The following is a 12,334-nucleotide window of genomic DNA, read 5'->3' as shown; positions in this document are numbered from 1 at the left end:
GGCTGGTGTGATCTTCGGTCAACGATGACCCAACCCACGACACCCGCTCCAGGAGAAGACAGCAAGGGCTTCTGGCGCAATTTGATTCTTTGGGCCCTGCTGGCGCTGCTGCTGCGCTGGTTGGTGGTGGAACCGCGCTGGATTCCCTCCGGCTCGATGCTGCCCACCCTGCAATTGCAGGACCGCATCCTGGTGGAGAAAATCAGGCCACGCCTGGCTCGCAGCCGCCACGGCCATCTGCACCGGGGCGATGTGGTGGTGTTTGCTCCGCCAGAGCAGCTCGTGGCCGCTGGCTATGACGCATCAGCAGCGCTGATTAAACGGGTGGTGGGCCTGCCTGGTGATCAGCTGGAAGTACGCGACGGGACCCTGATTCGCAATGGATCACCGCTGGTGGAACCCTGGCGGAAAGAAGCGATGGAGTACGACATGGCTCCGATCACCGTGCCGGCGGATCAACTGTGGGTCATGGGTGACAACCGCAATGCCAGCCTTGATTCCCATCTCTGGGGATCACTCCCAGAAACCAATGTGCTGGGCACGGCGATTTGGCGGTATTGGCCGCTGCAGAGGTTCGGTCCGATACGGATCCCCGACACCAGCGCTGGCGGTTGAGACCAAGGGCTTGCGTTAGTGTCAGGGCCGTGATGTACATCACAGAGAATGTTTAACCCCGAGTTTCTGACAACTGACAGCAGTGACGGTCAAGCGGGGAACAGCCTGATCCAGTACCTGCAGGAGCAATCTCCAGACACTCTGCAGCGGGTCGCCAAATCAGCGAGCAACGATATTCAAGACATCATTCGCCATAACGTTCAAGGGCTGCTGGGAATGCTCCCCGGTGAGCACTTCGAAGTGAAGGTGACGGCGAATCGCGACAACCTCGCCAACATGTTGGCTTCCGCGATGATGACTGGGTATTTCCTGCGTCAGATGGAACAACGCAAGGAACTGGAAGAAACACTGTTCGCTGACGAACAGATGGCGATCGAGCCGGAAGACGAACTCAAGCTTTGATCACGGGCTGTTCAGGCACGACGCCGAGATCCAGCAAGCGTTGATCAATCGAGCCGAGAAACTCCCAGTTCGCTGAACTTGGGGCCCATTCCCGTTGCTGCAACGTCGCGAGCAATTGTTCGGCGGTGTCGGGAGTGAATGCCAGCGGTGCGCTGTAGTGGGCTGGGACAAGCCAACGCAGCTCTGCCAGACCGCTCAGCTCATGCAACCAGCCCAGAAGTGCGTTCTGGGCTCTGGGCAACACCAGCCGCTCGAGCACAGGGGCCACCTGCAGCCTTGGGGCTTCGCTGCCCATCAAGCCATCGGCAGCCACCTGCCACCCCGGCATCCAGCGGAAGGGATAGAAGCCGAAGTGGGCCTTAAGGGAGCGCAGACCGGGCTTGAAGGCATCCCTCAGTAACTCCGGCAGCGCCGGAACCTCCAGTGGTTCCGGTCTCAGATAGGAGGCAAACAGCACCAGCCTGGCCCAGCCGCGGCGGCGGGCTGCTGCCGAATCGGTGAGCGGCTCATCTCCGCGTTCACGGGCATGGAACAACAGCGGCGTTGGGTCGAGATCGAACAATGCCGGTGGTTCAGCACTGATCCCCACCAGGGCATCGGTCACCAAAAGAGCCCCTGACGGGCGATGGAAGCAGGAGACTTCCTGGAAGCGACCTACGCCAAGGTCGAGCGGTCCGAGGGACAACCACTCACAAACATCGCCATGGGGGACGCCATCGTCGAACAACACCTTGGTGCGGCCTGCCGGAACGCCCAGCCAGGCCAGGGGCAACTGCACCGGGAAGCTCCACTGGCCAGGACACACCCACACCTCCGCATCAGGGAAGGCGCGGGCCAGGGGGCCGAGGGCAAGCTTGTGCTCCAATCCGGAGGCGGTGGGAAGCACGATCGTGCGCACCGGGCCGTGCTGCTGTTCAAGACCGGCAATCGCTTGGCAAACCTCACCGGTAGGCGGCAGGGGGTTCACCAACATCAAGCCACCGGGAACCTTGGCCACGGAGAGCCGTACCGGCACGGCCACGTAATACACCCCCTGCAACTGCTCGAGGCTCCAGAGCTGGCCAGGGATCAGCTCACTGAACACCGTGCGACGGCGGCCATAGGGGTAGAGCGGCAGCAGCGGCCAGAAACCCCAACGCTGATCAGCAGGATTCACACCAGCTCCAGCCACCACGCTCCCCATCAATGCAGTGATTCTGCAGAGGAATCGATCAGGCCAGGGTCAAACCACCCACCGCGGCGCAAAACAGGACAACCCGCCACGCCGGTTGCCGCCAGCTCACCAACAGCACAAACGCCACCAAGGCCAGGCTGAACTCAGCTCCGCCGCGGATTCCCGTCTGCCAGACGGGTTGAAACAAGGCCGCCAGGAGGATGCCCACCACCGATGCATTGATGCCCAGCAGAGCTCGACGCATCGGAGCCAATCGGCCCAGGTCACTCCAGAAGGGCAAGAGCCCGCCAATCAACAAGAACGAAGGAAAAAAAAGAGCGATGAGCGCGGACGCAGCACCGGCAATGCCCTGAAGCCCTGGCTGCAGATCGAAGCCAAGAAAGGCCGCGAAACTGAACATCGGCCCCGGCACCGCCTGGGCGGCGCCGTACCCCGCCAGAAACTGCTGCAGGTCAATCCAACCGTTGGGCACCAGCGCTTGCTCCAACAGGGGAAGCACCACATGGCCACCGCCGAACACCAAGGCACCCGTGCGCAGGAATCCACTGAGCTGCTGCACCAGCAGCGGCCTGGCCTCAGCGGACAGCCAGGGCAGAGCCACCAACAGCAGAGCTACACAGACAAGCAAGCCCAGCGCCACAGAGCGCCGCAGCGGAACCATGAGACTTTCAGGCGCCAATGGCTCCAGCTCAGGTGGCGTCAGAGCACACAACCCCACCAACCCACCGAGCATTAAGGCCAACAGCTGAGCCCAGACACGAGGCACCAACAGCACCAGCACGGCTGCCCCCACCATCAGGCTGGCCCGCTGCCGATCGGGAGCCAGCTTGCGCTGCAGACCCAGAACGGCTTGGGCCACCACGGCCACAGCCGCCACCATCAAGCCATGCACCCAGCCCCCGTCCATCCAGGTGGGATGGGCTGAGAGCAGCGACGCCGCCAGCACCATCAACACGGCGGAGGGCAAGGTGAACCCTGCCCAGGCGGCCAGCCCGCCAAGCCAACCGGCCCGGATCAGCCCCAGACCCATGCCCACCTGGGAACTTGAAGGGCCTGGCAACAGCTGGCAGAGCCCAACCAGATCGGCGTAGGCCTCAGCGGTGATCCAACGCTCCCGCTGCACAAAACGCTCGTGGAAATAACCGAGGTGCGCCACGGGACCACCGAAGGACGTCAGCCCCAACACGAAGAACCGAACGAACACCTGCAGCGGAACGGGCATCACGCTGCTCCTCTCAGGCGGGGAACAGGCGTCGGTTCCGGTTGGCAATCGCCACCAGCGACAGCATCACCGGAACCTCCACCAGCACGCCAACAACCGTGGCCAAGGCAGCCCCGGAGTTCAGACCGAACAGGCTGATTGCCACCGCAACTGCCAACTCAAAAAAGTTGGACGCGCCGATCATGGCCCCGGGTGCCGCAATCGATCGCGGCTGGCCTGCTGAGCGCATCCAAAACGCTGTGATCCAGAAGATCAGATAGGTCTGGAGGATCAGGGGAATGGCGATCAAGACGATGGCCAGCGGATTGGCGAGGATCGCCTGGGCCTGCACCATGAACAGCAGCAACACGGTGGCGATCAAGGCGCCAATCGCTAAGGGCTTGAGCCGCGTCTCCAACCGCTCAATTCGGCGGGCACTACGCAGACTCAGCCGCGTCAACCATCCGGCCAGGAGGGGAACAAGAACAAACAGCCCCACGGCTGTGAGCATCGTGTTCCAAGGCACCAGCACATCCGAGACCCCCAGCAGAAGCGCCGCAATCGGCGCGAAAGCAAACACCATGATCACGTCGTTCAACGCGACCTGCACCAGGGTGTAATTGGGATCGCCATCGCTGAGGCGACTCCACACAAACACCATCGCCGTACAAGGCGCGACCCCGAGAAGAATCATCCCGGCCACGTACTCCTGGCCAACAGCTGCCGGGATCCAGGCGGAAAACACACCACGGATGAACAGCCAGGCAAGGGCTGTCATGGTGAGCGGCTTGATCAACCAGTTCACGACAGCCGTCACCAAAAGCCCCCGTGGCTGCTGGCGAATCGCTCCGATGGAGGAAAAATCGACCGCCAACATCATTGGGAAAATCATTCCCCAGATCAGCACCGCGATCGGCAGATTGATCCCCACGACCTCCAACGCCGCGATTCCACCCGCCAGATCGGGGAATAACGCTCCAAGACCAACCCCAGCCACGATCGCCAGGGCGATCCAGAGAGAGAGGTAGCGCTCAAAAAGGCCCATTAATCCATCAAGTGATCTTGATGGAATGAGCCTATAGCGACGAAGTCCCCGCTCAAAAGCAACGCAGTAAAAGAAGCCGAAGGTTATGGAAGCGATAAGATCAGACCAAAAGATTTATTATTTGAGCGCCGATAAGTAGATCGCAATCAATCCTTATTCACCCCTTAACCGACAACACCAGGAGAGGGTTAAATTTCTAGATATCGAGCACGGCAGAGAAGACGAATGGAAGACCTGTTGAAAATTAAACGGCTATCAGTGTCTTTTGGAGATGGCAATTATGCAGTTCAAGATATCAACTTTTCAATCCAGGATGGAGAATTTGTAGTTCTCCTGGGTTCATCCGGGGCCGGCAAATCAACACTGCTTCGCTCTTTGAATGGACTGGTTCAACCGTGTGCAGGAAGCATTCATTCGCGGCACCACGGAGAAGTCAGCTCATGCTCCAAACGGCAGCTCCGCGCCCACCGGCGGGATACGGCGATGGTGTTCCAGCAGCATCAGCTGATTGACCGCTTATCAGTACTGGACAACGTGCTGATGGGGCGATTGGGGTACCACTCCTTCCTGCGTTCACTGCTTCCACTACCGGAGAGCGATCGTCAAAAAGCCCTTTCAGCTATTGAACGCGTTGGCCTGATCGACAAGGCACTGGCCCGCGTCAAAGACCTCAGTGGTGGCCAGCAGCAGCGCGTTGGAATCGCTCGGGCCCTTGTGCAAGAACCACGCCTCATCCTCGCGGATGAGCCGATTGCCAGCTTGGATCCAGAGAGTTCACTGCAGATTCTTTCGCTGTTGAAAGACATCTGCCAACGCGATCGGATTGCTGTTCTGGTGAGTCTTCACCAAGTGGAATTCGCGCGTCAGTTTGCCGATCGAATCATTGGAATGGCGGCTGGCCGCATCATCTGTAACCAACACGCCTTGAACCTGGAGGAAAGCGAGATTCACGCTCTGTATCGCCACAAGCTCGAGGCAGCGGTCACCTAAAAAACCGCCGTCTCGAGTTCAGGCTTGCTCTTCATTTCTTCCCCATGTTGTCCCAAGCTGCGCGTTTTACAGCCGTCGCTTTCGCCTCTGCTGCGATTTTCCTGGTTGGTTGCTCCAGCCAAACAACGACTGGTAAGTCTGCCGACACCAGTGATCCCGACAAGCTGATTGTTGCCCTGATTCCGGATGAAAATGCCGCGACGGTGATTCAGGACAATCAGGGGCTCAAGGAATTCCTCAATCAGAAACTCGGGAAGGAGATCGAACTGGTGGTCACCACCGATTACTCCTCGATGATCGAGGCGGCCCGTAACGATCGCCTCGACCTGGCCTATTTCGGACCGCTGTCGTACGTCTTGGCCAAAACCAAGAGCGAGATCGAACCGTTCGCCGCACGGATCAAGGGTGGCACCAAGACCTACAACTCGTGTCTGATCGGCAACACCGAAGCCGGGGTGACCGACTTTGAAGCGATCAAAGGCAAAACCTTTGCCTTTGGAGACCCAGCTTCAACCTCCAGTCGCTTGTTCCCGGAACTGACCCTCAAAGAGAATGGCCTCACCAAGGGTGAGGACTACGAGGGGGTGTTCCTCGGGGCACATGACGCTGTGGCCTTGGCGGTTCAGAACGGTAATGCTCAAGCCGGTGGGATGGCCTGCCCGATTTTTGAGTCGATGAAGGAGAAGGGCAAAATCGACGACACGAAAGTGACGTTGATCGCCAAATCAGCACCGATCCCGCAGTACCCCTGGACGATGCGCTCGTCGTTGAAGCCCGAACTGAAGGAGACCATCAGCACCACCTTCATTGAGCTGAACGACGACAGCGTCCTGAAGCCCTTCAAGGCGGATGGATTCGCCGTGATTACCGATCAGGACTACGACGGCATCCGCAAAGCGGGTGATCTGCTGGGCCTCGACCTCGGCAAGTTCGTCAACTGAACATGTTCCTCTGTCCCGATGGGTCACACCATCGGGACCTTTTTGTTCTTCCGTTATGAGTGCTTCCGTTGATTCTCATCGCGCCATTCTTCGGCGCCATGACCTGCGATGGCGACAGCAATGCCTCCGCGTTCTAGTCATTCTCGCGGCGGTGGTTGGTTCCCTGGCCGTTGTGGGCCTGTTTGATCCGAATCGAATCGCAACAGGGGTGCCGGCGATTTTGAATTTGCTGCCTGAAATGTTCCCACCGGATTTCGGGCGGTGGCAGTTCTGGATTAAGCCCTTGATCGACTCGATGGCCATGAGCATCGCGGGCACCTCAATCGCTGTGTTCTTCTCACTGTTGCTCTGTTTCTTCGCAGCAAGAAACACCAGCCCCAGCCGTGGCTTGTATGTCATGGCCACCGCAATTCTCAACGTGACCCGAGCCGTTCCCGAGTTAATTCTCGGCATGATTCTTGTGGCCGCCGTGGGCTTCGGTGCCCTGCCCGGGACGTTGGCCCTCGGTCTTCACTCCGTTGGGATGCTCGGCAAGTTCTACGCCGAGGCGATCGAACTTTGCGATCAGGAACCGATCGAAGCAGCCCGCTCATCGGGAGCATCTGAAATGCAAGTGATCGTTCACAGCATCCTTCCCCAGGTGTTCCCAGCCATGGCGGATGTCACCTTCTACCGCTGGGAATACAACTTTCGAGCCTCGATGGTGGTGGGCGCCGTGGGTGCCGGCGGCATTGGCTTGGAAATCATCAGTGCTCTGCGGATCATGGAGTACCAACAGGTCTCGGCCCTGCTGCTGGTGGTGCTTGTGGTGGTCACAGCGCTCGATTCGATGAGCAATGCTCTGCGGCATTGGATGGTGCAATGACAACCCTCGTGAGCCATCAACAGCGGCCCCATCTCGTGGTCACGAACTATGTGCAGGAGGAAGTCATCGACTTCCTCTCCGAATTCGCACGGGTCACCGCCAATCGCAGCCGGGAACCCTGGAGCCGTCGATCTTTGCTGGAGGCAGCAGCGGACGCCGACGGCCTGCTGATGTTCATGCCGGATTGCGTCGATGCCGACTTTCTTGATCACTGCCCGCGGCTGCGCTCGATTGCCGGAGCCCTGCGTGGTTTCGACAACTTCGATCTCTCCGCCTGCGATGCACGGGAGATTCGCTATCAATTCATCCCCAATTTGTTGGCGGCACCAACGGCAGAACTCACCGTTGCGATGCTGATCAGCCTGGCGCGATCCATCCCGGCAGGAGACGCCTTTGTGCGCACAGGGCAGTTCCCTGGATGGCGGCCGAATTTCTACTCCAAAGGAGTGATTAACAGCACGGTAGGGATCGTGGGGATGGGGCAACTCGGCCTTGAATTCGCCGAGCGCATGCGGGGCTTCGGCGCAACGCTCCTCTACAGCGATCCCATTCGTCTTGATCGCCAATCTGAGCAACGTCTTGAACTCCAGCATGTGGAGTTCAACGACGTGATTGAACACAGTGATCACCTGGTGCTGATGGTGCCGCTCACAAACGACACGCTGCATCTGATCAATGCGGATGTGTTGGCCCGTTGCAAGCCGGGAGCGGTGCTGATCAATCCATGCCGCGGCTCGGTGGTGGATGAACAGGCTGTTGTGCGGGCACTGCAATCGGGCCAGCTGGGGGGCTACGGAGCCGATGTTTTTGAGATGGAGGACTGGGCCCGGCAGGACCACCCTGGTTCCATTCCACAGGGCTTGCTCGATCAGCGCGATCGCACCGTGCTCACCCCGCACATCGGGTCAGCCGTTCAATCCATCCGCGACGACATCGCCATGACGGCGGCCCGCAATCTCAAAGCACTTGTTCAGTCCACCCTGACGCCGATCAGATGAGCAACATCACAACCACAACGCACTGGGATCCGAAGGATCTCCTTGAATTCAAAGGGCGTCATCAACAAGACGGCGTCGTCCATGTGCCTGGCTTGGTGGCAAGCGACGTCATGGCCGAGTTGCTGGCTTGGGTTGACGACATCTCCAACGCGTCGACATTGGGCCGCCACTACTTCGAAAACACAGAAGACCATGGACGGGTCAAAGCGCGAACCGAAGACTTCGCCAAGGATCACCCGCCCCTGCATCAGTTCCTAACCCAAGGGCGGGTGCACGACATGCTCGAAGCCTTGTTTGGCGAGCCGCCGGTGCTGTTCAAGGAAAAGATCAACTACAAGCACCCCGGTGCGGCCGGGTATGCCCCCCATCAAGATGCTCCGGCCTACCCGTTTGGCTCGCTGCACATCACGATGCTGCTGGCCTTGGATTCAGCGGATACAAGCAACGGCTGCTTGGAATTCGCCAAAGGGGCCCATCACAACGGGGTGATCGATGTGAATCCTGATGGATGCCTCCCGATTGAGCGGGCAGCTCAACTCGAATGGACGCCGATGCCTGTGGCTGCTGGAGACGCTGTGTTCTTCAACTCCTATGCACCACACCGCAGCGGCACCAACCGCTCCGATCGTTCCCGCCGCGCGCTGTACGTCACCTACAACGCCAGCTCCGAAGGCGATTTGCGATCGGAGTATTACGACCACAAAAAGCAGGCGCTGGCGGAAGGGCGCGTCAGCTTGATCAACCACTTTCTCGGGGAGGACGTCTCATGACTACTGCACTCGCCGACCACGCCATGGAATGGATGAAATCCATGCAAGCGGGGAGTCGCGAAGAGCGCGTTGACCTGCTCTTCGCCTATCTCAACACCCATGGGCAATCCAGCTATGACCCATCGGTGACGCAGCTGGAACATGCTCTGCAGACAGCGCATCTGGCCCACCAGGAGTCTCAGCAGCCCCACCTGGTGGTGGCATCACTGCTCCATGACATCGGCCATCTGATGATCGATGAACACGATGAACGGGGGGATTTCCTCGATCAAGACTGTGCCCATGAGGCCGTTGCAGCCCGAGCACTCTCAGTGTTCTTCCCCACGCAGGTCGTTGCCCCCGTCCAACGCCATGTCTCAGCCAAACGGCTGCTGTGCTCCCTGGATGAGACGTATTACGCGGGGCTATCGGATGCATCGAAACGCAGCTTTGCCGTGCAAGGCGGAGAGCTGAGCCGTTCTGAAGCAATGCACCTGTTGGCCTTAGAGGGGATGGACGATGCCATGGCACTGCGGCGCTGGGACGACCGGGCCAAGGTTCACGGGGTTGAAGTGCCCGAATTGGATGCCTACAAGCAGGTGGTCTTGGACCATCTCCTGTAGAGCAGGATTCAAGCAAGGTCAGCTCCCTAGGAGTTGCACACCATTGATCCCAGTTGCACAAAAAATGAGGGACAAATTAGGGACAAGCCCCTCAAGCCTGTTCCTGTAACTCGAACCCAAGTGGCAGCAGCGGCCAGAAACCCCAGCGCTGATCAGCAGGATTCACACCAGCTCCAGCCACCACGCTCCCCATCGATGCAGTGATTCTGCAGAGGAATCGATCAAACCAGGGTCAAACCACCCACCGCGGCGCAAAACAGCACCACCAGCCACGCCGGTTGCCGCCAGCTCACCAACACCACAAACGCCACCAAGGCCAGGCTGAACTCATGCTCCGCCGTAGATCCCCGTCTACCAGACGGGTTGAAACAAGGCCGCCAGGAGGATGCCTACCACCGATGCATTGATGCCCAGGGCAAGAGCACGCCAATCAACAAGAACGAGGGAAAAAAGAGAGTGATGAGCACCATCACAGAACCTGCAACGCTCTGAAGCCCAGGCTGCAGATCAGCACTGGTCCATAATCACGCCCAAACAATTTCCAACAATGAAAATCAGAAAACAAAGAATAGGACTAGGCACATCAGTCAGATGACTAACGAGAAACCGATTCAAGAAGAGATTCCGACATATCGCCATCTCACATGGCAGAAAAAAGACTCAGAGGTCATACTTGGAACATCAAGATTACCAGTCAAGCAATGGGCTTACTAGATCCATTACTCGGTGAATTAATCGATATTATCGAATGGAACGAGGATGGGTCAGAACTACTCGCATGGCGCTTTCCTAGATACAAAGACGCAATAAAATGGGGAGCACAGCTCATCGTTCGCGAAGGGCAACAGGCCATTTTCGTTAACGAGGGTCAAATGGCTGATTGCTTTCAGCCGGGCCGACACACACTCACTACACGCAATCTTCCACTATTGACAACGCTTCTGGCCCTACCCACAGGCTTTGAAAGCCCCTTCAAAGCAGAAGTTTATTTTATCTCTTCTCGACGATTCACTGACCAACGTTGGGGCACAAGACATCCTATTGTGTTACGTGATGCAGAGCTAGGCCCCGTTCGACTGAGAGGATTCGGAACATTCGAAGTCTTAGTTAGCGATCCCAAGACGCTAATAAGCAGCTTGAATGGCAGCAAAGCCATATTCAACATCAAAGACATTCAAGATCAACTTCGCAACCTAATTGTTAGCAGACTCGCCGATTATCTTGGTGAACACAAAACTCCTGCACTTGATCTTGCAGCAAGATACGACGAGATTGCGGCCGAGCTATCTCAAAGCTTGACTTCGACATCAGCAGAATATGGTCTTGAGATTTCCAATCTACTAATAGAAAATATTGCACTACCTTCCGAAGTCGAAGCCGCCATAGACCGACGTGCAGCCATAGGCCTAACAGGTGATCTTGACAACTTCCAAAAATATCAGGAAGGAATTGCAATTGAAAAAGCAGCTCAAAACCAATCTGGAATGACAGCGGGAGCAGCAGGATTAGCCATGGGGTTTGGCCTTGGCGAACGAACTCAGAAAACGAAGCCAAGCCCAGACGCGAAACCCAAGGCAATACAACAAGATGATAGAGAAGATGAAACTGGAAATGCTCAATGAATTGCCCCTGCTGTGCAGCTCCAATTCCATCTCGTGGCGTGGTTTGCAACTACTGCGGTCATCGTATCGATGTCGATCTTCAAGGATCATTCAGATCTACCGAAGAATACGATCTCAATAATTTTAAGTGCCCAGACTGTGAAATATTGCTCGAACCTTTGATCCTCGAATCAAGCAATGGAACGAATAGAGAACAGCTAAAAGTAAGACGTTGCAGTAGCTGCAATGGTCTCTTCATAGAGCGAGATATCCTAGACAAAATCCTCGAAATAAAAGTACGCCAACCCAGCGAGATTGATTACCAGCTACTAGCTAATTTAGAAAATTCCAATCGATCCTTGGTCAAGGGTTGGAAATACCGACCTTGTCCAGCGTGTGGAACACTAATGAATCGCAAATTGCATGGAAAAAGGAGTGGCGTCATAGTTGACTACTGTCGTGATCACGGCCTCTGGCTCGATGCTGGTGAATTAAGACAGCTCATGGAATGGAGTCGCGCCGGCGGAAAGAAACTCGATCAAGACCATCATGCTTATGAAAATAAACAGCAAATTGATCAGAAGCGTCGAAAAAAAATCGAGGCAATTTATCAAAACACTCAATCAATACCGAACAATAGCCCTGAACACTTAATACAGCGCCAACAGCAACCTTCTACTACCATTCTAGAAGAAATAGTTGAAATAATAACCGATTTGTTTGGGTGACAGCAGGGATACCAAAAATCCGAATTAGATCACATGATCTTATCAAAATCCACCGAATACCAAAGAGACGGTCAGTTCGTTAAAGAGATGAACAAAGTCACTGACAATTGATTCACCACTCACAGAGAAGATCTCGGCGTTTGCTTGAAATAACTGAGCAGAATCTGGGCAATCAGCTGCTGCCTATCAGCCATGGCTACCAAGAGATCAGCCTGAAAAGTGTGGTGACACGACGCACGCTGGCAGAACTGGCCGAAACTTTTCCATGGAAAGGGCAGTACGTCGAACAGAGAGACCAAGCAGTCACTTCTGCCCAGTCGCACAAAATTCGAGAGACAACCCAAGAGCAGGTCATTGAGGCCTCTTCCTGCAACTGGGAGCTGATTGGCAGCAGTGGTCTGA

Annotated in this window: 13 protein-coding genes; 10 read left to right on the top strand and 3 right to left on the bottom strand. The window is 56.7% G+C overall.

The annotated features are described in order from the left end of the window. Positions 1-24: 24 nt before the first annotated feature. Together lepB and DXY30_RS05525 are read left to right on the top strand one after the other, a co-directional pair. Complete coding sequence (lepB, locus tag DXY30_RS05530; protein WP_115093713.1) at positions 25-615, top strand: signal peptidase I; 591 nt, start codon at positions 25-27, stop codon at positions 613-615. 48 nt (positions 616-663) lie between these two features. Beyond that, positions 664-1,017: a DUF760 domain-containing protein gene (locus DXY30_RS05525; protein WP_115023423.1), complete on the top strand. Its 354-nt coding sequence runs from the start codon at positions 664-666 to the stop codon at positions 1,015-1,017. Here DXY30_RS05525 and DXY30_RS05520 read toward each other — a convergent pair. The 3 genes from DXY30_RS05520 to arsB are packed head-to-tail and all read right to left on the bottom strand — an operon-like array spanning position 1,007 to position 4,437. Further along, positions 1,007-2,200 (bottom strand): DUF4336 domain-containing protein, encoded by a 1,194-nt coding sequence (locus tag DXY30_RS05520; RefSeq protein ID WP_115093712.1) that lies wholly within the window; start codon positions 2,198-2,200, stop codon positions 1,007-1,009. The genes DXY30_RS05525 and DXY30_RS05520 overlap by 11 nt on opposite strands. A 28-nt stretch (positions 2,201-2,228) precedes the next feature. Further along, entirely contained in the window at positions 2,229-3,413 is a 1,185-nt protein-coding gene (gene chrA / locus DXY30_RS05515) for a chromate efflux transporter (protein WP_115093711.1), read from the bottom strand. A gap of 13 nt (positions 3,414-3,426) precedes the next feature. Further along, a complete protein-coding gene (arsB, locus tag DXY30_RS05510) occupies positions 3,427-4,437 on the bottom strand; it encodes an ACR3 family arsenite efflux transporter (RefSeq protein ID WP_115093710.1) in 1,011 nt (336 codons plus the stop codon). A 225-nt stretch (positions 4,438-4,662) separates the two neighbouring features. Between arsB and phnC the strand changes: the two genes are divergently transcribed. The 8 genes from phnC (at position 4,663) to DXY30_RS05465 (ending at position 11,932) form a co-directional block, all read left to right on the top strand. Beyond that, the gene (gene phnC / locus DXY30_RS05505; protein ID WP_115093709.1) at positions 4,663-5,427 is read left to right on the top strand and encodes a phosphonate ABC transporter ATP-binding protein; all 765 of its coding nucleotides are present in this window, start codon (positions 4,663-4,665) and stop codon (positions 5,425-5,427) included. A gap of 44 nt (positions 5,428-5,471) precedes the next feature. Beyond that, positions 5,472-6,368 (top strand): phosphate/phosphite/phosphonate ABC transporter substrate-binding protein, encoded by an 897-nt coding sequence (gene phnD, locus DXY30_RS05500; protein WP_115093708.1) that lies wholly within the window; start codon positions 5,472-5,474, stop codon positions 6,366-6,368. A gap of 55 nt (positions 6,369-6,423) precedes the next feature. Then, positions 6,424-7,233 (top strand): phosphonate ABC transporter, permease protein PhnE, encoded by an 810-nt coding sequence (phnE, locus tag DXY30_RS05495; RefSeq protein ID WP_115093707.1) that lies wholly within the window; start codon positions 6,424-6,426, stop codon positions 7,231-7,233. Beyond that, positions 7,230-8,231, top strand: coding sequence for a phosphonate dehydrogenase (locus DXY30_RS05490; protein WP_115093706.1), 1,002 nt, complete (start codon positions 7,230-7,232; stop codon positions 8,229-8,231). The genes phnE and DXY30_RS05490 overlap by 4 nt, the downstream gene beginning before the upstream one ends. Further along, the gene (locus DXY30_RS05485; RefSeq protein ID WP_115093705.1) at positions 8,228-9,001 is read left to right on the top strand and encodes a phytanoyl-CoA dioxygenase family protein; all 774 of its coding nucleotides are present in this window, start codon (positions 8,228-8,230) and stop codon (positions 8,999-9,001) included. Before DXY30_RS05490 ends, DXY30_RS05485 begins: the two co-directional genes overlap by 4 nt. After that, positions 8,998-9,603, top strand: a complete 606-nt coding sequence (locus DXY30_RS05480) for an inositol oxygenase family protein (RefSeq protein ID WP_244281293.1) — start codon at positions 8,998-9,000, stop codon at positions 9,601-9,603. The genes DXY30_RS05485 and DXY30_RS05480 overlap by 4 nt, the downstream gene beginning before the upstream one ends. A gap of 644 nt (positions 9,604-10,247) precedes the next feature. Continuing rightward, positions 10,248-11,225: an SPFH domain-containing protein gene (locus DXY30_RS05470; RefSeq protein WP_115093704.1), complete on the top strand. Its 978-nt coding sequence runs from the start codon at positions 10,248-10,250 to the stop codon at positions 11,223-11,225. After that, positions 11,222-11,932, top strand: a complete 711-nt coding sequence (locus tag DXY30_RS05465; RefSeq protein ID WP_115093703.1) for a zf-TFIIB domain-containing protein — start codon at positions 11,222-11,224, stop codon at positions 11,930-11,932. The genes DXY30_RS05470 and DXY30_RS05465 overlap by 4 nt, the downstream gene beginning before the upstream one ends. The last annotated feature ends 402 nt before the right edge of the window (positions 11,933-12,334 follow it).

The organism is Synechococcus sp. UW106 (assembly GCF_900474015.1).
GTDB lineage: Bacteria > Cyanobacteriota > Cyanobacteriia > PCC-6307 > Cyanobiaceae > Parasynechococcus.
The sequence above is the reverse complement of the archived record's forward strand: the minus strand, read 5'-3'. Positions and strand labels throughout refer to the sequence as shown.

What these genes read in the sequence shown, in the direction of transcription:
- DXY30_RS05490 (WP_115093706.1), top strand. Translation starts at nt 7,230, where the DNA reads ATGACAACCCTCGTGAGCCATCAACAGCGGCCCCATCTCGTGGTCACG.
- DXY30_RS05470 (WP_115093704.1), top strand. Translation starts at nt 10,248, where the DNA reads ATGGCAGAAAAAAGACTCAGAGGTCATACTTGGAACATCAAGATTACC.
- DXY30_RS05480 (WP_244281293.1), top strand. Translation starts at nt 8,998, where the DNA reads ATGACTACTGCACTCGCCGACCACGCCATGGAATGGATGAAATCCATG.
- phnC (WP_115093709.1), top strand. Translation starts at nt 4,663, where the DNA reads ATGGAAGACCTGTTGAAAATTAAACGGCTATCAGTGTCTTTTGGAGAT.
- phnE (WP_115093707.1), top strand. Translation starts at nt 6,424, where the DNA reads ATGAGTGCTTCCGTTGATTCTCATCGCGCCATTCTTCGGCGCCATGAC.
- phnD (WP_115093708.1), top strand. Translation starts at nt 5,472, where the DNA reads ATGTTGTCCCAAGCTGCGCGTTTTACAGCCGTCGCTTTCGCCTCTGCT.
- DXY30_RS05485 (WP_115093705.1), top strand. Translation starts at nt 8,228, where the DNA reads ATGAGCAACATCACAACCACAACGCACTGGGATCCGAAGGATCTCCTT.
- arsB (WP_115093710.1), bottom strand. Translation starts at nt 4,437, where the DNA reads ATGGGCCTTTTTGAGCGCTACCTCTCTCTCTGGATCGCCCTGGCGATC.
- DXY30_RS05525 (WP_115023423.1), top strand. Translation starts at nt 664, where the DNA reads ATGTTTAACCCCGAGTTTCTGACAACTGACAGCAGTGACGGTCAAGCG.
- lepB (WP_115093713.1), top strand. Translation starts at nt 25, where the DNA reads ATGACCCAACCCACGACACCCGCTCCAGGAGAAGACAGCAAGGGCTTC.
- DXY30_RS05465 (WP_115093703.1), top strand. Translation starts at nt 11,222, where the DNA reads ATGAATTGCCCCTGCTGTGCAGCTCCAATTCCATCTCGTGGCGTGGTT.
- chrA (WP_115093711.1), bottom strand. Translation starts at nt 3,413, where the DNA reads ATGCCCGTTCCGCTGCAGGTGTTCGTTCGGTTCTTCGTGTTGGGGCTG.
- DXY30_RS05520 (WP_115093712.1), bottom strand. Translation starts at nt 2,200, where the DNA reads ATGGGGAGCGTGGTGGCTGGAGCTGGTGTGAATCCTGCTGATCAGCGT.